Raw genomic sequence first — 24315 nt, 5'->3', positions numbered from 1 at the left:
GACGCCGTCAGTTTCGGGGGGCTCGGCCCGCGGCGACGTCGGCGGGGTAATCGTCGTAGGCGGGGATGTAGCCCTCGGTGCGTCCGGCCAAGACGTACAGGGTGCTGTCCGGGTTCGGCGTGTAGCCCTGCTTGCGGAGTTCGACCTTGCGGCTTTTGAACGTGGAGGTGTGTTCCAGTTCGGGGACGACGCGGACGAACAGGGGGATGGCATATCCGGGAAGCTGTTCGTAGGCAAGCTTCGCCAGCGCGACCGGGTCGAACTCGGCGCCCGGGTGCAGCATAACGGCGGCTATGCCCGCCTTGCCGTCGGTTCCGGGGATGTTCACGCCGTAGACCACCGCCTGGGCGATCGGCTCCGCCTTGCTCAGCACGCCCTCCACCTCGGTGGTCGCCACGTTCTCGCCCTTCCAGCGGAACGTGTCGCCGAGCCGGTCCACGAATGCGATGTGATGCCAGCCCTGGTCGCGCACCAGATCGCCGGTGTCGAACCAGACGTCGCCCGGCTCGAAACCGTCGCGTACCAGCTTGGCCTCGGAGGCGGCCTTGTCGGTGTAACCGTCGAACGGGGCGCGATCGGACACTTTGGCCAGCAGCAGCCCGACGCCGCCGGTGCCCACCCGGCGCAGCCACCCGTTGTTGTCCCGCTTGGCCTTTCCGGTCTCGTCGTCGTACTCCACCACCGCATACGGCAGTGGGCCGAAACCCGCGGTGCGCTCCACGCCGAAGACGTTCGCGAACCCGATATTCGCCTCGCTCGCACCGTAGAACTCCACGATCCGCTCGATGCCGAAGCGGGATTCGAACTCCTCCCACAGTTCTGGGCGTAGTCCGTTGCCGACGACGAGCCGGACCAAGTGCTGCCGGTCGGTTGGTTTGACGGGCTGGTTGAGCAGGTAGCGGCACAACTCGCCGATGTAGACGAAGGCCGTCGCCTGTTCCCGGATGACCTCGTCCCAGAACCGCGACGCGGAGAATCCCCGCCCGAGGGCGAATGCGCCGCCGGAAGCGAGCACCGCCGACAACGCGACGGTGACGGCGTTGTTGTGATAGAGCGGCAAGCAGCAGTACAGGGTGTCGTCGCCGCGCAGGCGAATGCCGAGACCCCCGAACCCGGCCATGCACTTGGCCCACCGGATATGGGTCATCACACTGGCCTTCGGCAGGCCCGTGGTGCCGGAGGTGAAGATGAGGAACGCGCGCTCGCGCGCGGTGACCTGGGCGCAACTCGGCGGGTCGGTGTCGTCGGCGCTCTCGGCCGCCCGATGCAGGTCGTCGGCCGACAGGAGGTTGCCGGGTGGCTCGGGCAGCGAGTCGATCGCTTCCGCGCATTCCGCGCCGACCACGTTCAGCACGCTGCCGAGCAAGCCGAAGCTGTGGGCGAGTACATCCCCGCGCTGGTGGTGGTTGAGCAAGCCGACGGTGGCGCCGAGTTTCACCGTGGCCAGTACGACGAACAGCGTCTCCGGTCGGTTGGTCATCAGCACGCCGACCACGTCGCCGCGCCGCGCACCGCGCGCTGCCAGGACGCTCGCATAGCGGTTCACCTGGGCGTTGGCCTCGCCGTAGGTGTACGTCGCGCCCTCGAACCGCAGGAACGGACGATCCGGGTGACGATGGGCTCTGCGCTGGAAATACAGCCCGATGGAAGCCTTGGACTCCCGCTTCACCAGGATTCCCCGCGCGCTGCGCAGCATGCCCGGCACGTCCAGTGCGATGGCGGGCAGATTGCGGACGATATCGGCCAGGCTCACCGTCGAGCGTGCGTCGCTGCTCACGTCTTCAGTTCTCCTCGTCAAGCGGTACGCGGCGCCTCCAGTGCCGCGAACGCGGACGGGAGATCGGTCACCACCGTAATCCGGGACATCGCTGTCTGGGGCACGAACTGTCGGTCGTACAACTCATCCAGCCAGGAGAACAAGCCGCGAAAGAATCCATTGGGATCCAGCACAATAACCGGCTTCTCATGCTGTCCCAGATAGCCACCGGTCCACGTCTCGAAGAACTCCTCCAGCGTGCCGATGCCCCCGGGCAGGGTGAGGAAGGCGTCGGCGCGGTCCTCCATCACCTGCTTGCGCTGGCGCATCGTGTCGGTGACCACGAGTTCGTCGGCGTCGACGTCCGCGACCTCGCGGTGCACCAGGTGTTTCGGGATGACGCCGATGGTCTTCGCACCACCGGCGCGTGCCGCGGTGGCCACCGCGCCCATCATCGAGACGTGACCGCCGCCGGACACCAATTGCCAGCCGCGCCGGGCGATTTCGGTGCCTACCCGGGCGGCCAGCGAGAGGTGGTCCGGGTCGGTGGTGCTCGCCGAGCAGTAGACGCAGACGGCGAAGGGCTGGCCGTTCACCATTCGTCCTCCGTACCGATCGCGTCCTCGGCGCCGCCTGCTTCCACGTTGGCCTGGATGATGCTCACGACCTCCTCGACACTGTCGGTCACGTGCAGCAGGCCGAGGTCACCGGGCGAGATCTTGCCGGAGCCACCGAGTGAATCCCGCAGCCAGTCGACCAGTCCGGCCCAGTACCTGCTGCCGAACAGGATGATCGGGAACCGGGTGATCTTGCGGGTCTGCACCAGAGTCAGCGCCTCGAACAACTCGTCGAGCGTGCCGAAACCGCCGGGCAGGCAGATGAACGCCTGGGAGTACTTCACGAACATCGTCTTGCGGACGAAGAAATAGCGGAAGTTGATGCCCAGATCCACCCACTCGTTGAGGCTCTGCTCGAACGGCAACTCGATGCCGAGGCCGATGGAGTAGCCGCCCGCCTCGCAGGCGCCGCGGTTGGCCGCCTCCATCGCGCCGGGCCCGCCGCCGGTGATCACCGCGAAACCGGCCCGCGCCAGCGCGGCGCCGATCGCCCGGCCCGCCTGGTATTCGGGATGGTCGACCGACGTGCGCGCGGAACCGAAGACGGTCACCGCGCGGGGCACCTCCGCGAGCGCGCCGAATCCCTCGACGAACTCGGCTTGGATGCGCAGCACGCGCCAGGGGTCGGTGTGTACCCAGTCCGTGTCGCCGCGCTGGTCCAGCAGATTCCGGTCGGCGGTGCCGAGGCCGTCTTTGCGGTCGCGGCGGAACATGATCGGCCCCCGGAACTTCGCTGTCGACTTCGGCTTGGTGGTGATCTCAGGGTCGGCGGCGTCGGTGGACATGCGTTCTACGCTACCGTCCGGAAGCGATCACACACTGGCTGGACGTGAGAAGTCGTCCGGCGTTCAGCCGGGCGCAGCGATGGCGAGACGCATCCGCAATCTGCGCGTTCGGCTACCCCGCGGTGCCGGTCAGGTAGTTGCGCAGCATGGCGGTGACGGCGGTGATCTGGTCCACCGGGACGTGCTCGTCACGCTTGTGCGCGAGGTTGGGGTCGCCGGGACCGAAGTTGACGGCGGGGATGCCGCGGGCGGCGAACCGGGAGACGTCGGTCCAGCCGTACTTGGCGCGCACACCGCCGCCACCGTGCCGCTGCACCGAGGCGATGAGGTCCTTGGCGGCCGGGGCGGACAGCCCGGGCAGCGCGCCGGGTGCGGAGTCGGTCACGTCGAAGGAGAGCTCGAGCCCGTCGAAGACCTCGCGCACGTGCTCGATCGCTCGCTCCACGCTGCGGTCGGGGGCGAAACGGAAGTTGACGTCCAGCTCGGCGACGTCCGGCACCACATTGCCCGCCACACCGCCCGCGACGCGGACCGCGGACAGCCCCTCGCGATAGACGCAGCCGTCGATGTCAACCTCACGCGCACGGTAGTCGGCCAGCCGTTGCAGGATCGGAGCCAATCGGTGAATCGCGTTGTCGCCCAGCCAGGCTCGCGCCGAATGCGCCCGCACGCCCGAGGTGCCCAGCCGAACCCGCAGCGTGCCTTGGCAACCCGCTTCGATCCACCCGGCGGACGGTTCGCCGAGCACCGCGAGATCGCCGGTGAGCCAGTCGGGCAGGTCACGCTCGATGTGGCCGAGCCCGTTGAATTCCGCGGCGATCTCCTCGCCGTCGTAGAAGATCAGGGTCAGATCGTGCACCGGATCGGCGACCGTCGCGGCCAGGTGCAGGAACACCGCGTCGCCGGATTTCATGTCCACCGAGCCGCAGCCGAATAGCACCTGCTCGCCCAGCGGGTTCACGCCGAAGCGTCCGGGCACGTTGTCGGCGATCGGCACGGTGTCCAGGTGCCCGGCCAGGATCACCCGGGTCGGCAGCCCGCGATTCGTGCGCGCCAGCACCACGTTCCCGTGCCGCAGCACCTCGAACCCCACCGTCTGCTCCCGCAACGCCCGCTCCACCACGTCCGCGATGGCCACCTCACCCAGCGAAACGCTCGGTATGTCGACAAGCGCGGCGGTCAGCGTGATCGGGTCGGCATGCAGGTCGATGGTCACGCCCTTCACCCTACGGCGGTCGCCTGGCCGCGCCCGTCACCACATGGCGAGGCCGGGCGGTCTCCGCCGGATCGGCGAGTCACCCGATGCGGACGATGCTCTTGCCGCGGGTCGCTCCCGCGGCCAGGTTCGCGATCGCGGTCTCGACGTCGGCGAGGGCGTATTCGGCGGTGATGTCTATGCACACCGATCCATCGGCAACCATCGCCATGGCCTGGGCGGCGCTATCGGCCAACCGCTCCGGGTGGGTCTGGGCGGCCAGGTTGCTGTTGTAGGTCATCAGCGACTGACCCTGCATCAGCAGGTCGTTGGCCGACACGGTGACCGGGTCGAAGGTGGCGATATTGCCGTAGATCGCGATTCGGCCGTGCGGAGCCAACCGCGCCAGATTCGCGACGCGGGTGGAGCCGCCGATCGGATCCAGAATCACGTCGAACCTCTCCTCCCCGATGGCATCGGGAAACTGCTCCCGAAGCAGCACGTCGTGGTAGCCGAAACGGCGGGCGTAGTCGACCTGACCGGCGTCACCGACCACCCCGACGATCCGCTCCGCACCGGCGGCGGCGGCGAACTGCACGGCCAGCGAGCCGACACCACCGGCGGCGGCATGGATCAGCACACTGTCCCCGTCCCGCACCCTGGCGACGGTGTTGATCAGGTCGTAGGCGGTCGGTGCCACCCACCCGAACCCGGCGGCATCGCGCAGGCCGACTCCAGCGGCGTTGATCGTCAGCACCTCCGGCGCAGTCACCACTTCGGCGTAACCGCCCCCGCCGATCAGCGCGGTGACCTGCTCACCGATCCGCGCCTCGTCCACACCGTCACCGACCGCGACGATTTCACCGGCGGCTTCGAAACCCGGCACGAAGGGGCGCGGGATCGGGAAGTGACCCGCACGCACCAGCACGTCGCCGTACTGGACGCCCGCGTACGAGACCCGGATCGCGACCTCGCCCGGACCGGCCACGGGTTCGGCCATCTCCGAGATGCGGAACTGATCGTCGGTGTCCAGAACAACAGCCTTCATTACATACAACCCTTTGTCTTGACTCAGTATCCTGATACAGGAACTCAACCATTATCAGCTAGCTGAGTCAACTTAGAAGGTTGTGACATGACCGATGTGCCTGTGGAGGAGTACGTATGCAGCCGGATCCGTCGCGCCGAACAGGCGCTGATGGGCCATCACGAGACCGTGCTGCGCGCCTACGGGCTGACCATGACCCAGTACACGGTGCTGCTGATCCTGTCGCGCGAGGACGACATGTCCGGCGCTCAACTAGCCCGCGCCTGTGGGGTCACCCAGCAGAGCATGGCCACCGTCCTGGCCGGGATGCAGAACAAGGAACTGATCGACCGGAATCCGTCCCCCGTGCATGCCAAAGTCATGATCGCCAGCCTCACCCCAGCAGGCCGCGACCTGCTCGAGCGCGCCTACCAGGAAGTCATCGTGCTCGAACGCGCCCTCACCGACCGCTTCACCCCCGAGGAGCACAAACTGTTCTGCGAATTCCTCGACCGAGCCACCGCCACCCTCATCGAGCAGACGCCCACACCCAAGACCGACTGACCATCCGTCGAGAGCATGCGGACCGGAGCAGCCGCACGCCCGTTCGACGCGGGTGGGTAACCTCTAGTGACGTGAGCATCCAGGGAGCAGCAGCAGTCGGTATCGCCAATGTGACCGCGGACGGGACCGTGCTGGACACGTGGTACCCGAACCCGCAGCTGGGCGAGTTCTCCGAGAGCGGCACCAAGCGACTGGACGACGCGCCCGCCGAGTACGCGGCGCTGCTCGGCTTCGACGACGCGCGCGGGGTCGACGTGATCGCGGTGCGCACCACGATCGCCGACCTGGCCGCCGCACCGGTCGACGCGCACGACGTCTACCTGCGCCTGCACCTGCTCTCGCATCGCCTGGTCAAGCCGCACGAGGTGAGCCTGGAGGGCCAGTTCGGCCTGCTGACCAACGTGGTGTGGACCAACCACGGCCCCGCCGCGGTGGAGGGCTTCGAGGCCACCCGCGCCAAGCTGCGCGCCCGCGGCCCGGTCACGGTCTACAGCGTCGATAAGTTCCCGCGCATGGTCGACTACGTGCTGCCCTCCGGCGTCCGCATCGGCGACGCCGACCGCGTCCGCCTCGGCGCGCACCTGGCCTCCGGGACCACCGTCATGCACGAGGGCTTCGTGAACTTCAACGCGGGCACCCTCGGCGCGTCCATGGTCGAGGGCCGCATCTCCGCGGGCGTCGTGGTCGGCGACGGCTCCGACATCGGCGGCGGCGCGTCCATCATGGGCACGCTGTCCGGCGGCGGCACCACGGTGATCTCCATCGGCGAGCGGTCCCTGCTCGGCGCGAACTCCGGCCTCGGCATCCCGCTCGGCAACGACTGCGTCGTCGAGGCGGGCCTCTACCTGACCGCGGGCACCAAGGTCGCCACCCCAGACGGCACCGTGGTCAAGGCCGCCGAACTGTCCGGCCGCGACAACCTCCTGTTCCGCCGCAACTCCACCACCGGCGCGGTCGAGGTCGTCCCCCGCAAGGGCACCGGCATCGAACTCAACGCCGACCTGCACGCGAACGACTGAGTTCGCCCGCGGCTGCCGGGCAACGGGGACCTGTCTGCCAGGTCAGCAGCGTCGCCCGGCAACGCGCAGTGCGCGGTTGGCTGTCCGCTTGCTGGAGTGTGTGTACTACGGCTTCGGGTGCTGCGCGAAGATCTCATCGAGACTGTCGGCGGTGACGGCGCGGTCTATCCAAGTGTTGATCTGGTCTGTATCGGTAGTGCCCATGATGCAGCGGAGTTGCCTAGGGGAGAGATCGATATCGCGTTCTTTCAGAAGCGCGAGCAACACCTTGGTCAGCCCGCTGGCATAGCCGTCGAGGTAGTGACGTCGCGCGAAGCCGCTGCGGTAGCAGCAGCCATCGGCTGTAGGCGTCCTGTCGGAGTCAGGGAGTTGATCAGCGAGAATCTCGTTCAGGGACTGTCCGTTGACTGCTCGTCTGGCCCAGGTGAGAAGCACGTCGGGATCGATGCACGCATTGATCCGCGCTGCGCCCCAGTCGGACACAGAGATACCACGTTCGTCCAGGACCGCCAGTAGTGCAGCGGCTGCGCCGTGAGCCTTCCAGCGTTCGAATCCTCGTATCTCACCCTCGGTATAGAACGATTCGATGCTTGGGTGTCGCGATGGTCCGACGTCGGTGTTCACCCTGCCCCCTCCGAGACAGTGGGCGCTTACTCGCTGAAGACTTCGTCGAGGTCGCGGGCGGTCAAGGCACGGTCGAGCCAGGTCTCGATCTGGATCTGATCAGTGCACTCTCGGACCCGAGTCTCGGTCGGCTCGGGCACGGTGATGCCACGATTGCGCAACACCCGCAGCAGCGCTTTGGCCTCACCAAGGACCTCACCCTCCGCTTGGCCCTCCGCTTTGCCTTCGGAGTAGTAATGCCGGGCGAACTCGCTTCTGTACTTGTGCGTTCCGGTGGTCGGCATGAGGCTCTCCAAGAAGTGCCGGGCCGCCTTCGGGAGAACGGCCATTATCAGGTCAATGTACATATCGCGGTTGGCCGCGTCGACCATGTTCTCGGCGAGAGTGGTCAAGATGGCCTCGCGTTCAGGATGGTGTCGATGCGCGATCGCCGACAGAATGATCCAGGGCTTCGCATCAGCCTGGAGTGGGCGTGCGCCGCTGCAATGCGGTTGTGATCAGTGCGCGGGCTGCCTCTCCGCGCATCGCTCCGGCGCTGAGTGCCTGAAAGGTCTTCTCGTACAAGTCGAGTTCGCGTGGTTGAGTAACGGTCAGCTCGGCGGCAACCGTCTCGACTTGAACCATGCGCCGGTCGAAGATCACGAAATTTGTCGCCGGATAGCGGAATGCGGCATCCCGGGGAATGACGCCGAGTACAACTCGCGGGTTGTCGAGCCCGAGCAGTGCGGTCAGCTGCTCGGCCATCACATCATCGTCGCCAACAGTGGTGTACAGGCATTGCTCGGCAAGTAGGAAGCTGAACCGGTGCACTCCCTCGGACAGCACGGCCTTACGAGCCATGCGGGTATCCACGGCGGCGGCCAAGTCGTCGGGTCCGTCGACCATAGCGATGCAGGCCCGCAAGACAGCCTCAGCGTATCGGCGGGTTTGGAGAAGCCCGGGCACCAGTTCGGTTTCGTACCAGCGCTGAAGCCGGGTACCGGCTTCCCACTCGATCGCCTGCTGCTGGCGCCGCGTGTGCCCGTTTGCGAGGATGCGTTTCCACTCGAGGTAGGCCGCGTTGATGTTGCGAACAGAGGCGATCAGGTCGGGGATTTGGAGTGTGGCATCGGTCGCGGCACACCAGTCTCGGATGTCATTTTCGGTGGGTGTCTGCCTGCCGTGCTCGATCCTCGACACCTTCGAAGGATGCCAGCCACAACGGTCGGCGAGTTGCTGACCGTTGAGGCTGGCGTCCTTTCGGAGTTCACGCAGGCGAGTACCTAGGTTCTCGCGTGCTTCCCGTACACCGCTCACGCCTGGGTGTACTCGCTACGGATGTAATCCTGGTGCGGTATCGCCGCGTCCCACAACTGGTCTCGTACCGGCCCGTAGGCCGATATGGCGAGTGGATCTTCGGTGACCGCAACCCCCACCGCTGCACCGTCAGCGTCGTTGACGTTGTAGGCGAGCAAATCGTCATCGAACAGCCACCAGTCGTCCAGCGGCACCGGCAACGACGCGGCAAGATGGCGCGGCAACCACCGGATGTCCTCGTGCAGTCCGAGGTCACCGTTTGCTGTGGTGTACAGCAGCCAGCTGACGTAGTCACTGTGCGGTACCGTCACCACCCGCACCCGCTGCACGGCTACGCCGCGCCCGGTTGTCTCGGTCATCAAGGCCCGCCAGTCCTGCCAGGTATCCGGCGGCGGCAATGGCGGCTCGCCTGCCAAGAATCGGCGCAACGATTCCACCTCGTCATCGACCAGGTACGAATCCCTTGTCTCGCAATGGAAGGCGCGCCGTTTGGCACGAGCGAACAATGGCGGGAACGGATCAGTGGTGACCAGTTGCATGAGGAGTCCTCTCTGCCGCTAGGCGCACTTCCACGGCAACCTCATGGTCGGGCAAATTCAGTTGAGCGAGAGCTTCAGCGTCGGTGACACGCCGCCCGGACAGTCGGAAGCATCCGCCGCCGGAATCCGATAGCGGCGTGTCCAGCCACGTTCCTGGCTCGAGAAACGAAAGTAGACGGTGCGGGATCTCTACCGTGTCGGCGCAGCCGGGGATCTCCCAGCCTTGGACGACAGCGGTGCCATGATCGGTGGCCCACAAGGTGGGCGAGTTGCCGTTTCCGCTGGGGCCACCCAGCATTCGAAGCTTCATGGTTTTGTCCTGACGCGAGGGCTTGCGTTGCACCATCGATCGTCGCGCCTATTTCCCGTTCAGATCAACGATTCTCGGCTGCTACTGCAATCTAACGCAAGAATCTCCCGAGCAGCGCTACCGGACTTCTAGCGTCGGGCCCGGCGACCTGAGGCCGGATGGGTTTCGATCGGTCCTCCACTCGAGGGCAGCACGGGACCGGCAGGGACACACGCACTACCCGGCCTGGGGACGCTCCAAAGACCAGGCAGGGGAAGGCAGTGCGATGGGGTTCAACTGGTCCTACCTTTCTGATGTACCCCGGTCGTCCGGAATGATCGGGTGTGCGAGCGGGGCAGGGATGGTTTTCAATTGGTTGCCCTGGGATGGCCACCGCCGCTGCGCCCCCTGTCCCGCTGCTTCTTCTCGACCGCTGATTAGAGAATGCGACGTCGAATCGCTATGGAGGGCCGAGACGGCGGGAAGTGGCTGCACAGGACAGGGATCGCTACTGGGAGAAGGGTGTGCCGTCTATGACTATTGCCGTGGGTATCGATATAGCGAAAGAGGTCCACTGGGCCGCTGTGAAGGTCGCCGAGACCGGGAAGCTGCTGGCCTCTCATAAGGTCGACAACACCGCGGCCGAGATCGCCGACCTGATCGATGAAATCCGTGGTGCGCAAAGCAAGCATGGTCCGGCGACAGTGGGGATCGACATCTTGGGTGGTATCGCCGGCCTGGTCGAGGCGATGCTGCTGGATGCGGAGATCTCGGTGGTACACGTGCCTGGGCTGGCGGTCAACAGGGCCCGGCGAGCCACCACCGGAGGTGAGAACAAGAGCGATCCCAAAGACGCCGCCGTGATCGCCGACCAGGTCCGCGTCCGTGACGACCTGCGCTCGGTCACCACTGGGCGCGAACCCGACATCGAACTGCGACTGCTGGTCGGTCGGCGCAGCGAGATCGTCGCCGATCAAACCCGCCGCGCGACCCGGTTGCGGGACATGCTGACCTCGATTCACCCCGGCCTCGAAAGCGTCGTGGACCCAACCACCAAGACCGGACTGCACCTGCTGACTCGCTACGTCACCCCCGCCGAGATCAGGGCCGCCGGGCATAACCGCCTGCTGGCACACCTGCGCAGAACAGGCAACGTCAAAGAGACCACCATCCAGGCACTGGCCACCGCCGCCATCACCGCCGCACAAGCCCAAACAATCGCTGTCCAAGGCGAATCCGTGGCCGCCGATCTGATCCGCGGCCTGGCCGCCGAAGCATTGAACGGACGTGAGCAACTCAAGACCATCGATGCACGTATCGAGGCGGTCTTGCGAGATCACCCTGACGCGGCCCTCATCCGCAGCCTGCCCGGGATGGGGGCCACGCTCACAGCAGAGTTCCTCGCCATCACCGGCGGTGTCGACAGGTTCGCCACCGGTGATCAGCTCGCCGCCGCAGCCGGACTGGCACCGGTACTCAAACAATCCGGCAAGGTCCGTTACCTGCAACGCGCCACCACTGGCGACAGAGTCCTCAAACGAGTCTTCTACCAATCAGCGTTCATCGCCGTCCGGCACGACAACGCCAGCAAAACCTATTACCAACGCAAAAGAGCCGAAGGCAAACTCCACCACCAAGCCGTCATCGCACTCGCTCGCCGACGCGTCAACGTCCTACACGCCATCCTCCGCAACCGCCAGCCCTACAAACCAGCAACCAACTCCACCACCGCCGCTTGACAAACGCATTAGAGAGCGGAGGGAAGCTGAGCCGGACGAAACGTCCCCGCAGGCGATCATCGACCGCGTACAGGCCGAGTGGCGCGCCGAGCGCCGACGTATCCAGGCCGAAGATGCGCGGCCCGCCGACATCGGGCTATGGCCACAGGGTTGGCCACACGAGGCACCCGACCACCCACTCAGCGTGCCCGAAGCGCACGCCACCATGCAGCGCCACCGGGAATGCCGCGTGCAGGACTGCCCGCGCAAGGCAGCAGCACGGCAAACGCTGATCGAGGCAGGCCGCATGAAGCCGGACACGTCACGGGAATACTGAGCGATATCGGCCGATATCGCTGTGAAGGAGGGCTTTTCACACCGAGACACCAGTGCGGAGGCGTTCGCCGAAGTGATGGCGGTGGTGCTCCACCACTACGAGCTGTCGCTGCGGAACCGATGCGATACGTCCCACGGTGGCGCTTGGCCCGGCGGGCCGGGTGCCAGGGCTGCGTCGGCGCTTTTGCTGCGCGCGAGCGCGATCGTCGCGACGACCACCGTCGCGAGCGCGCCCACCAGCAGCGCGACCAGCTCGACATCCACATCCAGGTACTCGCCGAGCGCCAGGAATCCAAGGGCGCCGACCACCACCGGTTCGACGACCGTCGCCGCCGGGAACGATGCATGCAGGCTTCCGGACCGATACGAGTACTGTTGCAGCACCGTGGCGGACAGGCCGACGACAACCAGCGCGTAGGTCTCGGCCGAGACGAGCACCGCGTTCACGCCCCGCCCTGCGGTTGCCATCACGCCCTTGACGAGCACGGCGGCGAGTCCGAACAGCGCACCGGAGATCAGGCCGAGCAGTACCGCCCGCCGTGGCCCCGGCCAGGCACGGGCACCGAGCAGCGCGGCGGTGAACAAGGGAACGAAGATGAGCCCCACGATCACCCAGTGCAACGCCTCGGCGTGCGGCTGGCCGGGCCGAGGGTCGCCGACCACCACCAGAATCGCGATACCGGTGGTCAGCGTCAGCGCCCATCCCCAATCGCCGGCCGATACCGAGTGCCCGTTGAGCCACGCGCCCAGCGGCAGCACGAACAGCAGCGACAGCACCAGCAGGGGCTGCACGAGCATCAGCGCTCCCCTACCCAAGGCGGCCGCCTGGAAGGCGAATCCACCGACGCCTACGAGCGTCCCCAGCCACCATTCGGAGGTGCGGAGCAGACCACCCATGGCCCCGAGCGAGTCGGGCGCGTCGGCCGTTCGTGCGGCGGCACGCTGACGGAACGCCGCCCCGAGCGCTATACACACGGCCGCGCTGAGGGCGAAAACGACGGCGACCTGTGAGGACGACACTCCCGCAGAATACTCCGGTGCGATCATCCGGCCGCGTGTACGGCACATAACAGGGGTTCTACCGGGGAATTGGAAGAAGGTCTACATCGGCATCCCCGTTGTCGGCACAAAATGAGGGAAAATAACAGAATTCGGTGCACCATGGAAACACAAATTGGAAAATATTCGGCCTCGATCTTGCGTCCAGCCGCCGCGTCGGCCCGATCGGGTTCGAATTGCGAATTTCGCCCGAATTTCCTTCCTTCGGCGTGGTGGCCCGCTCAGCGGCTCCGCTGCCGGATCACACGGGGCCGGATGTGGCTGCCTTTCTGCTCGCCCGGTACATTTACGCAGGTCAGCCCTGGTGAAGTCGAGAGCCCGAGGCGGGCAGCAAGCGGACACCGCGACGGATTGCGGGTAGCTGACTATTGCGGCGACAGTGCGGCACGGTCGTATACTCGCGCTATGGCGGATAAACCGTCCGACACCGAATTTATCGATGCACCTGTCCTTGTGGTGCAGACGAGGGAACGGGTCTATCGGCTACGCGCTGGCGGCGCATATAATGTCGGTCGCGATCCGGAAGCCGACATTGTTGTGAGCGATCCGCGAGTATCCTCGTTGCACGCCGTTCTGGAGCAGGGTTCGGGCGGTTGGGAAATCGAGGACGCGGGCAGCCTCAACGGGACCTTTTTCGAGGGGCACCGGGTCGAGCGAATGGTGATCGACCACGACGAGACGTTCCAGCTCGGTCACGCCGTGGACGGTGAGCAGTTGGCCTGCTCGGTGGAAGAACCCCCCGGTCACGAGTCCGCCGACGAGGTCGGCGGAGACACGATGGTCGTCCCCGATCCCGGCTACGACCTCGACGATGAGGCAACGGTCACCAAGTTCCATCCGGGCCTGCCCCGGCGTGTTTCGCGATCGTCCTCCGCGGCGGCACACCCCGGCGCGGTCGTCCGGATCACATCGGGCACGCTTCGGATCGGGCGCGGCGCCGACAACGACATCGTCGTGTCCGATCTCATGGTTTCCCGCCATCACGCCGAACTGCAGGTGATCGGCGCGGGCCGGTACCGGATCGTCGACCTCGGCAGCCACAACGGCACCTACGTCAACGGCGCCCGGGTCGACGGCGCAGACCTCTCCGAATCCGACTTGATCGGCATGGGGCACACCACGTTCCGGCTCATCGGCGACGAGCTGCGCGAGTTCGTCGACACCGGCGACGTGTCGGTCTCGGTGCAGAACCTCATCGTGCGTACACCGGAAGGCAAGGTAATCCTCGACGAGGTGAGCTTCCCCATCCCGGAGCGCTCGCTCGTCGGCGTCATCGGGCCCAGTGGGGCGGGCAAGTCGACACTGCTCGGCGCGGTCACCGGGTTGCGGCCCGCGACGGAGGGGACGGTCCGTTACGACGGACGCGACCTGTACACCGATTACGACGAGCTCCGGCATCGGATCGGGCTGGTCCCGCAGGAGGACATCCTGCACAGCCAGCTTCCGACGCGGCGCGCCCTGCTCTACGCGGCCGAACTGCGCTTCCCCGGTGACACACTCAGCGAGGAGCGGGAGCAGCGGGTCGACGAGGTCCTCGAGGAGCTCGGTTTGGCGCGGCACGCCGATACCCGCATCGATAGGCTCTCCGGCGGGCAGCGCAAACGCGTGAGCGTCGCGCTGGAGTTGCTGACCAAGCCGTCCATGTTGTTCCTCGACGAACCGACCTCCGGCCTCGATCCTGGCCTGGACAAAACGGTCATGGAAATGCTGTCCGAACTGGCGCATGACGGGCGGACCGTCATCGTCGTCACGCACAGCGTCGCGAATCTCGATTCCTGTGACCGCTTGCTGGTTCTGGTGCCCGGCGGGCGGCTGGCCTATTACGGGCCGCCCGCGGAGGGATTGCAGCATTTCGCGCAACGCAGCTGGGCCGAGGTTTTCCAGGCATTCGATCGCGACCCCGACCGCGACTGGGCCGGTGAGTTCCGGGCTTCGTCACGCTTCGAGCAGTACGTGGCGGTCGGGCTGACCGACGATGTCGGCCCGGCGGAAGTGCGCCCACCCGCGCCGCCGCCCGCGCCGCAATCCAAGCTCAGCCAGCTCAGTACGCTGTGCCGGCGATATCTGGCGGTGATCGCCTCGGACCGCAGTTATCTGGTGCTGCTCGGCGTGATGCCCCTGCTTCTCGGTGGCTTGATCGCCGCGATACCGACGGGCGAGGGTTTCGCCGGGACGCCGGGAACCAACACCGATGCCCCGACCAAACTCATGATTCTGATCTTCGCCGCATGCTTCATCGGCACCGGCAACTCGATTCGTGAGATCGTCAAGGAGCAGACGATCTACCGCAGAGAACGCGCGGCGGGCCTGTCGGCTGGGGTCTATCTGATATCGAAACTGCTGGTCCTCGGCGTGATCACCACTGTGCAGGCGGCGCTGCTGTTCTTCATCGGCACCATTGGTGAGAGCATGCCGGCGAAAGGGATATTCACGTCGGTCGAGCTGGAGCTGATCCTGGCGATGGCGCTGCTCGGCATCACATCGCTGGCACTTGGCTTGCTGGTGTCGGTCATGGTGGACACCTCGGAGAAGACGCTGCCGCTGCTGATAGTGCTGTCGATGGCGCAACTGGTGCTCACCGGAGGCCTGGTGCGGCTCCCCGGCACACCCGTCCTGGACCAACTGTCCTACCTATCGCCGTCCCGTTGGGGCTACGGCGCGGCAGCCGCCACCCTCGACCTCGACACCCTCTCACCGCACACGGGCGCAGCCGACCCACTGTGGAGACACACTCTCGGCACGTGGTTGGTCGACATGGGAGTCGTGGCCGGTCTAGGGGTCATCTTCCTCGCACTGGCCTGGTACCGCCTGTACCAGCTGCGCCCACGGCGCCGCGGTGCTCGCCGCGCGAGGCTTTGAGCCGCGACGGTGGTTTTTGAAGGCCCGCTCAACGTCTATTGGACCGGTCAGGCGTTGTCGGGGTCCTCACCTGCCAAGCCGAAGGCGATGATCCGGTCCGGGCGGATGCGGATCATTTCGCGGGAGACGCCGGAAATGTAGGGGTCGACGTCGGTGAGCGCTTCGGCGGTGCCGCGGATTTCCAGGCAGCGGACGCGCCAGGGTTGGACGGAGGCGATGTCGTCGACGACGAATGCGACGTGGTCATTGGTGGCGAGGTTGCGGAACTTTCGGGAGGCGCCCATGTTCCAGCCCGCGATGTCGATGGTGCCGAGGTCGGCGTTGTAGTGGAAGCCGACCGGGTTGTTCTGCGGTGTGCCGTCGGGGCGGACGGTGGCCAGGCGGCCGAGGCGCTGGGTGTGCAGGTAGTCGATCTGTTCGGGGGTCAGGTTGGAGGTCATGTGGCGACCGTAGAACCTTGACCTAACTCGAGGTCAAACGATCGACCTCTCAGCTCAGCAATTTCTTCTGGACCTTCCCCATGGCGTTGCGCGGCAAGGCGTCCACCACGCGGATCTCGCGAGGACGTTTGTGCACCGAAAGCTGTTGGGCGACATGGTCGATCAAGGCGCGCTCGGTGGCCGCGCCGCGCAGGACGACGAAGGCGGTGATGCGCTGGCCGAGGTCGTCGTCGGGGAGGCCGACCACCGCCGCCTCCGCGACCGCGGGGTGGCCGAGCAGCACCGTCTCGACCTCGCCCGCGCCCACGCGGTAGCCGCCGGACTTGATCAGGTCCACCGATTCCCGGCCGACGATGCGGTGGAAGCCGACTGGGTCGATGACGGCCACGTCACCGGTCCGGAACCAGCCGTCCTCGGTCCAGCACTCCGCGGTCGCCTCCGGACGGTTCAGGTAGCCGTCGAAAAGCATCGGGCCGAGCACCTCGAGACCGCCGATGCTCTCTCCGTCGTGTGGGACCGGGGCGCCGGACTCGTCCCTGAGCCGGGTTTGCACACCGCGTACGGGCGTGCCGACCCAGCCCGGCCTGCGGTCGCCATCGGCGCGGGTGGACAGGGTGATCATGGTTTCGCTCATGCCGTAACGCTCGATCGGTGCGTGCCCGGTCAGCTCACGCAGCCGCTCGAACACCGGGACCGGCAGCGGTGCGCTGCCAGAAACCAGGAGCCGGGCGTCGGCCAATTGCTTTGCCGCATCGGGGTCGTCGACCACCCGCGACCACACGGTGGGCACGCCGAAGTACAGCGAACCCTTGGCCGCCGCGTATGCCTGAGGCGTTGGTTTACCGGTGTGGATCAGCGGACTGCCCACGCGCAGCGGGCCCAGCACGCCGAGGATCAGCCCGTGTACGTGGAACAGCGGAAGCCCATGTACCAGAACGTCGTTCGCGGTCCACGCCCATGCATCGGCGAGCGCGTCCAGACCGGCCGCGATCGCACCGCGACTCAGCACGACACCCTTCGGCAGACCCGTGGTACCCGAGGTGTACAACACGAAAGCCGTTGTGGCGGGATCAGGTTCGGGATAGGTGTGCCACGACCTGGCGTGCCGCCGCACCGGCACCCGCGGCAGCTCGCTGCCCTCCGGAGCCTTCCCCAGCCACGCCTGCGCGCCCGAGTCGGCGAGGATATGCGCCCGCTCCGCGGTTCCGGAGTCCGGCGGCACCGGCACCACCGTGACGCCCGCGATCAGGCAGCCGACCACCGCGAGGACGGTCTCCACGGTCGGTTCGGCCAGCACCGCCACCCGCTCCGCGCGGGCGACACGTTCGGCCACCGAGGTGGCGGCGCCGAGCAGGTCGCTGCGCGAGAGGGTCATCCCGTCGATCGTGACGGCGTCGGGGATGTCCGCTCCGCCTGCGACGGCGAGCGGGTTCAGCGAACTGAGCAGCAGCGGCGGGACGAACGGCATTCGACCACGCTACTTCGTCGGTTCCCCGGCGCCGCGGCGACATCCGGCCGAGCACCCGCGTCGTTGACACCCCGCTGATGCGGTGAGAAAGTTGTTGCATAGCCTTCTCAGCACTGCGAGGTCAACGATGACCAGGCCACTTCGCTCGACGCATCGGCCCGAATCGCCGGACTCCTTCGACATCGGGCAGTACATCGATGGCATCGCCGGATTTCTCGGCGGCACCGCGAACGTCATCATGCAGCTGAGCGCGCCGCCGGTCGGATACGGCGTGGTGGAGAGCACCGTCGACAGCGGGAAGGTCATGCTGCACCCGGTCAAACGGTTGCGCACTACCCTGACCTACCTGTCCGTGGCGATGCTCGGCACCGACGAGGAGCGCGCCGCCTACCGGGAGGCGGTCAACGTCTCGCATCGCCCGGTCCATTCGACCGCGTCGAGTCCGGTGCGCTACAACGCCTTCGACCCCGATCTGCAACTGTGGGTCGCGGCCTGCCTGCACTGGGGTGCGAAGGATCTGTACGAGCGGATGCACGGCCCGATGGACGAGGCGACCGCCGATGCCTTCTACCGGCTCGGCGCCAGGCTGGGCACCACGCTGCAAATGCCCGAAACGATGTGGCCCGCCGACCGGCGCGCCTTCGACGAGTACTGGGCCGCGAACCTCGCCGAGACCAGCATCGACCCGACCGTTCGCGCCTATTTCTATGACCTGATCGACCTGCGCATGCTGCCGCGCCCGGCGCAACTGGCGTTCGCCCGCCTGCATCGCTTCTTCGTCACGGGTCTGCTGCCTCGGCACTTGCGCGACGAAATGGGCCTGACCTGGACCGAACGCGACGAACGCGCGCTCGGCTACCTTCTGCGCGCAGTCGGCGCCGCGGAGGCCAGGCTGCCGCGGCCGATCCGCGTCTTCCCGTTCAACGCCTATCTGCTGGATATGCGCATCCGGCGGCGGCTCGGCCTGCGGCTGGTCTGACGCAAATCTCGTTTCACCTGGCAATCTCTGGGCAATCGCACCTCGGACAGTCCGATTCCGTCCGTCGCAGTGTTGTCCGACCGATGCGCACCCCAGCGAGCCAGGAGGAGACGATGGGCTACCGAATGACGGCGACCGCGCTCGTCGCGGGAGCGTGCCTGGCACTGTTCGCGCCGGTCGCGGGCGCCGAACCCGTCGAGACCGACGAGGTCGCCGCCGTGCCGCCGCGCACCGCGATCTCCGTGCGCACCACCTTCGGCCTCGGATGGGGCACCGCCAACGAACACGAGTCGCGCTCGAGCCTGTCGCTGGCCAAGCTCTTCATGGCCGACTACGCCCTGCGACACGGCGACAGATCGGCCGAGGACCGCGACTTGGCCGAGCGAATGATCCGCTACTCCGACGACGGGGCGGCGAGCCTGATGGAGGCCAAGTATCCGCAGGCAGTCGCCGCGATCGCCGCGGAATACGGCCTCACCGAGACGGTCCCCGGCCCCAGCTGGGGCGCCGGGGCGACGAGCGTGGCGGACGTGTCCGACTTCCTCGCCGCCAAACTGCGCCAGGACCCCGGATCGCCCATCTTCGAGTGGATGGCGGCCGCGGGCTCGACGGCCCAGGACGGCACCGAACAGGATTGGGGCACGGCGCGCTGGCCGTTCGTGCTCGGCACCAAGTGGGGCTGGTCGGATTTCGGTGAGTCCGAGGTAGCCTCGGCGTCCTTTGGCAACGGCTTCGCGGTGACGGCGCACACCCGCGGCACCGCGGCCGAACAGACCGACGACGTCCTCGCCATGCTCCAGGCGATGCTCACCGGCCTCCCGCTCGTCCGCTGAGCGGCCGATCGTCCCGGCCACTACGGCACCCGGAACGACACCACCACGTGGTCGCGCGCGAACTGCCGGATCGCGGCGTCGTCGCCGAGCGGGATCACCGTCTGCGGGGTCAGCGCGAGCGAAAGCGCTGTGCGGGCGATCATCTCGGCCAACGGTTCCGGGTCGTATTCCGGCAGCTTGCCCTCCCGCTGCAGCCGCGTGATGAACTCGGCGAGGTAGTCCCGCCCGAGTTCGATGACGGGGGCACCTTCGGTGGTGAGGTAGGGCAGCACGAGTTCGGGCTCGGTCGCCAGCAGCCGGTGGATCAGCTGGTTTCCGCGCAGGCCGGTGATGAACGCAGCGAACAGCTCGACGATCTGATCCTCGGCGCTCGCGTCCCGGTCGACCTGCCGTTGCAGCGCGGCGTCGACTTCCTCGATGAACTCCCGGGTCTGGCGCAGTCCGACGGCTTTGATCAGATCGGACTTGCTGGCGAAGCGGCGATAGAGGGTGGCCAGCGACAGCCCGCAGCGGCGCGCGACCTCCACCATGCTGGTGCGTTTGATGCCGAAGTCCAAGAACGCCACCAGCGCCGCGTCCAGTACACGGGCCTGATTGCGGTCCTCCGGGGCCGCACCGCGCACCAGCGGCAGCAGTCTGGTCAGCGTGGCCATGCCTCCACCCTCTCCGCGTCGGCGAAACAATGACACTTCCAGCATCGCATACCATCACGACAGATCCGCGTCGATTGACAGGCCCATCAAGATAATGAGAAAGTGAGGACATAATCTTCTCATTGCTCGGCCGTGGGTCGGGCGGATACCGAAAGACGAGGTCAACGATGACCGCGCCGCTGGGCACCACCGAGCACGAGCCGGATCCGGACCTGATACTGACCCCGGAGACCGTCGCGGAATACCTGGACGGAATCGCCGCGTTCCTCGGCGGAACCGCCAACGTCATCCTGCAACTGAGCCTGCGTCCGGTGGGCCGCGGCGTTCTGGAGAGCACCGTCGACAGCGGCAAGGTCACCCTGCACCCGCTCAAGCGGCTGCGCACCACACTGACCTACATCGCGGTCGCGCTCCTGGGCTCGGACGACGAACGCGCCGCCTACCGTGCGGCGGTCAACGTCTCCCACCGCCCGGTGCGCTCGACCGCGGCGAGCCCGGTGAAATACAACGCCTTCGACCCGAACCTGCAACTGTGGGTGGCCGCCTGCCTGTACTGGGGCATCGACGATCTCTACACCCGGATGCACGGCCCGATGGACCCCGCCACCGCGGACGCCTTCTATCACTACGCCGCACGCCTGGGCACCACGCTGCAGATGCGGCCGGAGATGTGGCCCGCGAATCGTGCGGAATTCCAGCGGTATTGGGATGAGAACCTGAAGCAGCGCGCTATCGAACCGGCCCTGCGGGACTACTTCGAGGATCTGATCGATCTGAAGATGATGCCGCGTCCGGTGCAGCTGGTCTTCGCCAGGCTGCAGCGGTTCGTCGTCACCGGACTGCTGCCCCAGCACCTGCGCGACGAGATGGGCATGACCTGGAGCGAGCGCGATCAGCGTCGCTTCGATCGGCTGCTGCGGGCCATCGCGGCGGTGCACACCCGGCTGCCGCGGCCGGTACGGATGTTCCCGCTCAATGCGTATCTGCTCGACCTGCGCATCCGGATGCGTCTGCGGAAGCCGCTGGTCTAGCTGGTCAGGTATGGCCCGCCGCCGCGGCGCGTATCACGTATCCATGTGCGGGTAGCGGTATTCGACCGACGGAACGAAGGTCTCCTTGATCGTGCGCGGCGCGACCCAGCGCAGCAAGTTCAGCGGCGAGCCCGCCTTGTCGTCGGTGCCGGAGGCGCGGGCGCCCCCGAAGGGCTGCTGGCCAACAACAGCACCGGTCGGCTTGTCGTTGACGTAGAAGTTGCCCGCCGCGAATCGCAGTGCGGCGTCGGCCTGTTCGATCGCGTTCCGATCCTGCGCGAACACCGCGCCGGTAAGCGCGTAGGGCGCGGCGGACTCGACCTCGGCCAGAATCGCGCTGTACGCGCCGGGTTCGGCGTCGTCGTAGACGTACACCGACAGAATCGGTCCGAAGTACTCGGTGGCGAACGATTCGTCGTGCGGGTTGTCGGTCAGGAACACGGTCGGCCGGACGAACCAGCCTTCGCTGTCGTCGTAGCTGCCACCGACCGGAATGGTGAGACCGGCATCCCTAGCGCGCTGGATGGCCGCCACATTCTTGTCGAACGCCCGCCGATCGATCAGCGCCCCACCGAAATTCGACAGATCCGCGACGTCGCCATAACTCAGCTGTTCGGTGACGTGCAGGAAGTCATCGCCCATCGCGCGCCACACCGATCGCGCGATATAGGCGCGGGAGGCCGCCGAGCACTTCTGGCCTTGATACTCGTAGGCGCCGCGAATCAGGGCGGTACGCAGCGCGTCCGGATCGGCGGAAGGGTGCGCGACGATGAAGTCCTTGCCGCCGGTCTCCCCGACCAGACGCGGATAGCCGTGGTAGCGGCCGATATTCGCGCCGACTTGCCGCCAGAGATACTGGAACGTCTCGGCCGAACCGGTGAAGTGGATACCGGCCAACCGCGGATCGGTCAGCGCCACCTCCGACAGCTGCACCCCGTCTCCGGTGACCATGTTGATCACGCCGGGTGGCAGGCCCGCCGCCTCCAGCAATCGCATGGTGTAGAAGGCAGACAGGGTCTGGGTGGGCGACGGCTTCCACACCACGGTGTTGCCCATCAGCGCGGGAGCGGTCGGCAGGTTACCGGCGATCGCGGTGAAATTGAACGGGCTGATGGCGTAGACGAATCCCTCGAGCGGCCGGTAGTCCATCCGGTTCCACATTCCAGCGCTGGATTGCGGCTGCTGCGCCAAGATGCCGCGCGCGAAGGACACGTTGAACCGCCAGAAGTCGACCAGTTCGCACGGCGCATCGATCTCCGCCTGCTGGGCCGATTTCGACTGCCCGAGCATGGTGGCCGCGGCGACGGTTTCCCGCCAAGGGCCGGCCAGCAGGTCGGCCGCGCGCAACAACACCGCGGCGCGTTCCTCGAACGGCAGGGCCCGCCAGCCGGGTGCGGCCGCCATCGCGGCGTCGATGGCTCCGTGTGCTTCCGAGTGCGTGGTGTCGGTGTAGGTCCCCAGCACCTGTCGGTGCCGATGCGGCGCGACGATGTCGTGTCGTTCGCCGATGCCCGGCCGGTGCTTGCCGCCGATCACCAGCGGCACGTCGACCTGCTCGGCGGACAGCTCGGCCAGTTTGCCGAGCAATAGTTCCCGTTCCGGGCTGCCCGGCGCGTAGGTATGCACCGGCTCATTGCTCGGCGTGGGGACAACCGTGACAGCGTCCATACCCCAGGCTAGCTCTCTCGGCCCGACGCGCGCGGCCGCCGACACACCGGTTTCCACCGGCCTGCCATGTCCCGCGATCCGCCCCCGGCCCTCAGCCCACGGTGAGGCGTTCGGCCGCCGCGGCGATGCGCTCGTCGGTCGCGGTCAGCGCGATCCGCACGTGCTCGCCTGCGGCGGGGCCGTAGAAGTCGCCGGGAGCGGCGAGGATGCCGCGGTCGGCCAGCCAGTCCAGCGTGGTACGGCACGGCTCGCCGCGCGTCGACCACAGATACAGGCCCGCCTCCGAGTGATCGATGCGGAAACCGGCCTCCAGCAAAGCCTTTCGCAGCACTTCGCGGCGTGCCCGGTAGCGCTCGCGCTGCTGCGCCTCGTGTGCGTCGTCGCTCAACGCGGCCGTCATCGCGGCCTGGATCGGGAAGGGCACCATCATGCCCGCGTGCTTGCGTACCTCGAGCAGCTCGGCCACCAGAGCCGGGTCGCCCGCCACGAATCCCGCGCGGTAGCTGGCCAGGTTGGAGGTCTTGGACAGCGAATGCAGCGCGAGCAGGTTGGTGTGGTCGCCGTCGCACACCTCGGGGTCGAGCAGCGAGACCGCGCGGCCCTCCCAGGCCAGTCCCAGGTAGCACTCGTCGGAGGCGACGATCGCGCCACGTTCGCGCGCGAAAGCCACCACCTTGCGCAGATGATCGACGCCGAGTACTCGACCGGTCGGGTTGGACGGCGAGTTCACGTAGATCAGCGCGGGCGTCTGCGGACCGAGCCGGGTCAGCCCGTCGGCGCGCAGCACCTGCGCGCCCGCCAGCAGCGCGCCGACCTCGTAGGTGGGGTAGGCGACCTCGGGGACGACCACCAAGTCGCCGGGGCCGAGACCGAGCAGCCGGGGAAGCCCGGCGATCAGTTCCTTGGTGCCGATCGCGGGCAGCACGGCCGCCGGATCGAGACCGGTGATCCCGTAGCGCCGCTTCAGCGCGTCGACCGCGGCCGCGCGGAGCTCGGGGGTGCCGTGCGTGGTCGGGTATCCGGGCACCTCGGCGACCGAGTTCAATGCCGCCCGGATCACCGGAGCAACCGGATCGACGGGGGTGCCGACGGACAGATCGACGATCCCGCCGGGATGAGCGGCCGCCCTCACCTTCACCGAAGCGATGGTGTCCCAGGGAAAATCGGGCAGCTGACCGCTGACCCGGCCACGCGGTGACACGTCAGATCTCACTCGCTCGCCATCGGCGGCAGTTCCTTGATGAACGGCGGGTCGTAGTCGACCTTGCCGACCTTCGTGGCGCCGCCGGGCGAGCCCAGCTCGTCGAAGAAATCGACGTTGGCGTTGACGTATCCGCTCCATTGGTCCGGGGTGTCGTCTTCGTAGAAGATCGCCTCCACCGGGCACACCGGCTCACATGCACCACAGTCCACGCACTCGTCGGGATGGATGTACAGCATGCGACCACCCTCGTAGATGCAGTCCACGGGGCATTCCTCGATGCATGCCTTGTCCTTCACGTCAACGCACGGTTCAGCGATGATGTACGGCACTGCCGCTCTCCTAGTCTGTCCTCGCCT

24 protein-coding genes are annotated in these 24315 nt (G+C 66.9%); 8 read left to right on the top strand and 16 right to left on the bottom strand.

Going from position 1 to position 24315, the window contains the following annotated elements; translation table 11 throughout:
* Nucleotides 1-7: 7 nt before the first annotated feature.
* From ACWPXK_RS08230 to ACWPXK_RS08210, 5 genes are all read right to left on the bottom strand, one after another.
* Complete coding sequence (locus tag ACWPXK_RS08230) at nucleotides 8-1777, bottom strand: long-chain-acyl-CoA synthetase (protein WP_454195362.1); 1770 nt, start codon at nucleotides 1775-1777, stop codon at nucleotides 8-10.
* Between the two features lie 17 nt (nucleotides 1778-1794).
* Nucleotides 1795-2355, bottom strand: coding sequence for an LOG family protein (locus ACWPXK_RS08225; RefSeq protein ID WP_454195361.1), 561 nt, complete (start codon nucleotides 2353-2355; stop codon nucleotides 1795-1797).
* Nucleotides 2349-3158, bottom strand: a complete 810-nt coding sequence (locus ACWPXK_RS08220; RefSeq protein WP_454195360.1) for an LOG family protein — start codon at nucleotides 3156-3158, stop codon at nucleotides 2349-2351. Before ACWPXK_RS08220 ends, ACWPXK_RS08225 begins: the two co-directional genes overlap by 7 nt.
* A 112-nt stretch (nucleotides 3159-3270) precedes the next feature.
* Nucleotides 3271-4374, bottom strand: coding sequence for a succinyl-diaminopimelate desuccinylase (dapE, locus tag ACWPXK_RS08215; RefSeq protein WP_454195359.1), 1104 nt, complete (start codon nucleotides 4372-4374; stop codon nucleotides 3271-3273).
* A gap of 79 nt (nucleotides 4375-4453) precedes the next feature.
* The gene (locus tag ACWPXK_RS08210) at nucleotides 4454-5401 is read right to left on the bottom strand and encodes a quinone oxidoreductase family protein (RefSeq protein ID WP_454195358.1); all 948 of its coding nucleotides are present in this window, start codon (nucleotides 5399-5401) and stop codon (nucleotides 4454-4456) included.
* Nucleotides 5402-5488: 87 nt separating this feature from the next.
* Here ACWPXK_RS08210 and ACWPXK_RS08205 point away from each other — a divergent pair, with 87 nt between their 5' ends.
* Both ACWPXK_RS08205 and dapD read left to right on the top strand, forming a co-directional pair.
* Nucleotides 5489-5944, top strand: a complete 456-nt coding sequence (locus ACWPXK_RS08205) for a MarR family winged helix-turn-helix transcriptional regulator (protein WP_454195357.1) — start codon at nucleotides 5489-5491, stop codon at nucleotides 5942-5944.
* A gap of 71 nt (nucleotides 5945-6015) precedes the next feature.
* Nucleotides 6016-6963, top strand: coding sequence for a 2,3,4,5-tetrahydropyridine-2,6-dicarboxylate N-succinyltransferase (dapD, locus tag ACWPXK_RS08200; protein ID WP_454195356.1), 948 nt, complete (start codon nucleotides 6016-6018; stop codon nucleotides 6961-6963).
* Between the two features lie 105 nt (nucleotides 6964-7068).
* Here the strand turns inward: dapD and ACWPXK_RS08195 are convergent, their stop codons facing one another.
* The 4 genes from ACWPXK_RS08195 to ACWPXK_RS08180 form a co-directional block, all read right to left on the bottom strand.
* Nucleotides 7069-7587, bottom strand: a complete 519-nt coding sequence (locus tag ACWPXK_RS08195) for a hypothetical protein (RefSeq protein ID WP_454195355.1) — start codon at nucleotides 7585-7587, stop codon at nucleotides 7069-7071.
* Nucleotides 7588-7613: 26 nt separating this feature from the next.
* Nucleotides 7614-7979: a hypothetical protein gene (locus ACWPXK_RS08190; protein ID WP_454195354.1), complete on the bottom strand. Its 366-nt coding sequence runs from the start codon at nucleotides 7977-7979 to the stop codon at nucleotides 7614-7616.
* A gap of 64 nt (nucleotides 7980-8043) precedes the next feature.
* A complete protein-coding gene (locus tag ACWPXK_RS08185) occupies nucleotides 8044-8883 on the bottom strand; it encodes a helix-turn-helix domain-containing protein (protein ID WP_454195353.1) in 840 nt (279 codons plus the stop codon).
* The gene (locus tag ACWPXK_RS08180; RefSeq protein ID WP_454195352.1) at nucleotides 8880-9422 is read right to left on the bottom strand and encodes a DUF6879 family protein; all 543 of its coding nucleotides are present in this window, start codon (nucleotides 9420-9422) and stop codon (nucleotides 8880-8882) included. The genes ACWPXK_RS08185 and ACWPXK_RS08180 overlap by 4 nt, the downstream gene beginning before the upstream one ends.
* 822 nt (nucleotides 9423-10244) lie before the next feature.
* On the opposite strand from ACWPXK_RS08180, the gene ACWPXK_RS08175 reads away from it, so the two are divergent.
* Together ACWPXK_RS08175 and ACWPXK_RS08170 are read left to right on the top strand one after the other, a co-directional pair.
* Nucleotides 10245-11450 (top strand): IS110 family transposase, encoded by a 1206-nt coding sequence (locus ACWPXK_RS08175; protein ID WP_454194879.1) that lies wholly within the window; start codon nucleotides 10245-10247, stop codon nucleotides 11448-11450.
* Nucleotides 11451-11634: 184 nt separating this feature from the next.
* A complete protein-coding gene (locus ACWPXK_RS08170) occupies nucleotides 11635-11766 on the top strand; it encodes a hypothetical protein (RefSeq protein WP_454195351.1) in 132 nt (43 codons plus the stop codon).
* Between the two features lie 95 nt (nucleotides 11767-11861).
* Here the strand turns inward: ACWPXK_RS08170 and ACWPXK_RS08165 are convergent, their stop codons facing one another.
* Nucleotides 11862-12785, bottom strand: coding sequence for a DMT family transporter (locus ACWPXK_RS08165; protein WP_454195350.1), 924 nt, complete (start codon nucleotides 12783-12785; stop codon nucleotides 11862-11864).
* Between the two features lie 141 nt (nucleotides 12786-12926).
* On the opposite strand from ACWPXK_RS08165, the gene ACWPXK_RS08160 reads away from it, so the two are divergent.
* Nucleotides 12927-15683, top strand: coding sequence for an FHA domain-containing protein (locus ACWPXK_RS08160; protein WP_454195349.1), 2757 nt, complete (start codon nucleotides 12927-12929; stop codon nucleotides 15681-15683).
* Between the two features lie 47 nt (nucleotides 15684-15730).
* Here ACWPXK_RS08160 and ACWPXK_RS08155 read toward each other — a convergent pair whose 3' ends face one another.
* Nucleotides 15731-16123, bottom strand: coding sequence for a PPOX class F420-dependent oxidoreductase (locus tag ACWPXK_RS08155; RefSeq protein WP_454195348.1), 393 nt, complete (start codon nucleotides 16121-16123; stop codon nucleotides 15731-15733).
* Between the two features lie 49 nt (nucleotides 16124-16172).
* Entirely contained in the window at nucleotides 16173-17591 is a 1419-nt protein-coding gene (locus ACWPXK_RS08150; RefSeq protein WP_454195347.1) for an acyl-CoA synthetase, read from the bottom strand.
* A 127-nt stretch (nucleotides 17592-17718) separates the two neighbouring features.
* On the opposite strand from ACWPXK_RS08150, the gene ACWPXK_RS08145 reads away from it, so the two are divergent.
* Nucleotides 17719-18570: an oxygenase MpaB family protein gene (locus tag ACWPXK_RS08145; RefSeq protein WP_454195346.1), complete on the top strand. Its 852-nt coding sequence runs from the start codon at nucleotides 17719-17721 to the stop codon at nucleotides 18568-18570.
* Nucleotides 18571-18653: 83 nt separating this feature from the next.
* Nucleotides 18654-19403 (top strand): hypothetical protein, encoded by a 750-nt coding sequence (locus tag ACWPXK_RS08140; protein WP_454195345.1) that lies wholly within the window; start codon nucleotides 18654-18656, stop codon nucleotides 19401-19403.
* 20 nt (nucleotides 19404-19423) lie between these two features.
* Here ACWPXK_RS08140 and ACWPXK_RS08135 read toward each other — a convergent pair whose 3' ends face one another.
* A complete protein-coding gene (locus tag ACWPXK_RS08135; protein WP_454195344.1) occupies nucleotides 19424-20056 on the bottom strand; it encodes a TetR/AcrR family transcriptional regulator in 633 nt (210 codons plus the stop codon).
* A 167-nt stretch (nucleotides 20057-20223) separates the two neighbouring features.
* On the opposite strand from ACWPXK_RS08135, the gene ACWPXK_RS08130 reads away from it, so the two are divergent.
* Nucleotides 20224-21087: an oxygenase MpaB family protein gene (locus ACWPXK_RS08130; protein ID WP_454195343.1), complete on the top strand. Its 864-nt coding sequence runs from the start codon at nucleotides 20224-20226 to the stop codon at nucleotides 21085-21087.
* A gap of 33 nt (nucleotides 21088-21120) precedes the next feature.
* On the opposite strand, the gene pruA is transcribed toward ACWPXK_RS08130, so the two are convergent.
* The 3 genes from pruA to fdxA form a co-directional block, all read right to left on the bottom strand.
* The gene (gene pruA, locus ACWPXK_RS08125) at nucleotides 21121-22755 is read right to left on the bottom strand and encodes an L-glutamate gamma-semialdehyde dehydrogenase (protein ID WP_454195342.1); all 1635 of its coding nucleotides are present in this window, start codon (nucleotides 22753-22755) and stop codon (nucleotides 21121-21123) included.
* A gap of 91 nt (nucleotides 22756-22846) precedes the next feature.
* Complete coding sequence (dapC, locus tag ACWPXK_RS08120; protein ID WP_454195487.1) at nucleotides 22847-23956, bottom strand: succinyldiaminopimelate transaminase; 1110 nt, start codon at nucleotides 23954-23956, stop codon at nucleotides 22847-22849.
* An 8-nt stretch (nucleotides 23957-23964) separates the two neighbouring features.
* The gene (gene fdxA, locus ACWPXK_RS08115) at nucleotides 23965-24288 is read right to left on the bottom strand and encodes a ferredoxin (protein WP_014987978.1); all 324 of its coding nucleotides are present in this window, start codon (nucleotides 24286-24288) and stop codon (nucleotides 23965-23967) included.
* Between the last annotated feature and the right edge of the window lie 27 nt (nucleotides 24289-24315).

It is taken from the genome of Nocardia sp. Marseille-Q1738, assembly GCF_965283145.1.
Note: the sequence above shows the minus strand (reverse complement) of the source record. Positions and strands in the feature narration are given on the sequence as shown.

Excerpts from the sequence above, each read along its gene's own strand:
- ACWPXK_RS08220 (WP_454195360.1), bottom strand. The coding sequence starts at position 3,158 with ATGTCCACCGACGCCGCCGACCCTGAGATCACCACCAAGCCGAAGTCG.
- ACWPXK_RS08175 (WP_454194879.1), top strand. The coding sequence starts at position 10,245 with ATGACTATTGCCGTGGGTATCGATATAGCGAAAGAGGTCCACTGGGCC.
- ACWPXK_RS08205 (WP_454195357.1), top strand. The coding sequence starts at position 5,489 with ATGACCGATGTGCCTGTGGAGGAGTACGTATGCAGCCGGATCCGTCGC.
- ACWPXK_RS08225 (WP_454195361.1), bottom strand. The coding sequence starts at position 2,355 with ATGGTGAACGGCCAGCCCTTCGCCGTCTGCGTCTACTGCTCGGCGAGC.
- ACWPXK_RS08180 (WP_454195352.1), bottom strand. The coding sequence starts at position 9,422 with ATGCAACTGGTCACCACTGATCCGTTCCCGCCATTGTTCGCTCGTGCC.
- ACWPXK_RS08140 (WP_454195345.1), top strand. The coding sequence starts at position 18,654 with ATGCGCACCCCAGCGAGCCAGGAGGAGACGATGGGCTACCGAATGACG.
- pruA (WP_454195342.1), bottom strand. The coding sequence starts at position 22,755 with ATGGACGCTGTCACGGTTGTCCCCACGCCGAGCAATGAGCCGGTGCAT.
- ACWPXK_RS08145 (WP_454195346.1), top strand. The coding sequence starts at position 17,719 with ATGACCAGGCCACTTCGCTCGACGCATCGGCCCGAATCGCCGGACTCC.
- ACWPXK_RS08155 (WP_454195348.1), bottom strand. The coding sequence starts at position 16,123 with ATGACCTCCAACCTGACCCCCGAACAGATCGACTACCTGCACACCCAG.
- ACWPXK_RS08150 (WP_454195347.1), bottom strand. The coding sequence starts at position 17,591 with ATGCCGTTCGTCCCGCCGCTGCTGCTCAGTTCGCTGAACCCGCTCGCC.
- ACWPXK_RS08160 (WP_454195349.1), top strand. The coding sequence starts at position 12,927 with ATGGAAACACAAATTGGAAAATATTCGGCCTCGATCTTGCGTCCAGCC.
- ACWPXK_RS08135 (WP_454195344.1), bottom strand. The coding sequence starts at position 20,056 with ATGGCCACGCTGACCAGACTGCTGCCGCTGGTGCGCGGTGCGGCCCCG.
- ACWPXK_RS08130 (WP_454195343.1), top strand. The coding sequence starts at position 20,224 with ATGACCGCGCCGCTGGGCACCACCGAGCACGAGCCGGATCCGGACCTG.
- ACWPXK_RS08210 (WP_454195358.1), bottom strand. The coding sequence starts at position 5,401 with ATGAAGGCTGTTGTTCTGGACACCGACGATCAGTTCCGCATCTCGGAG.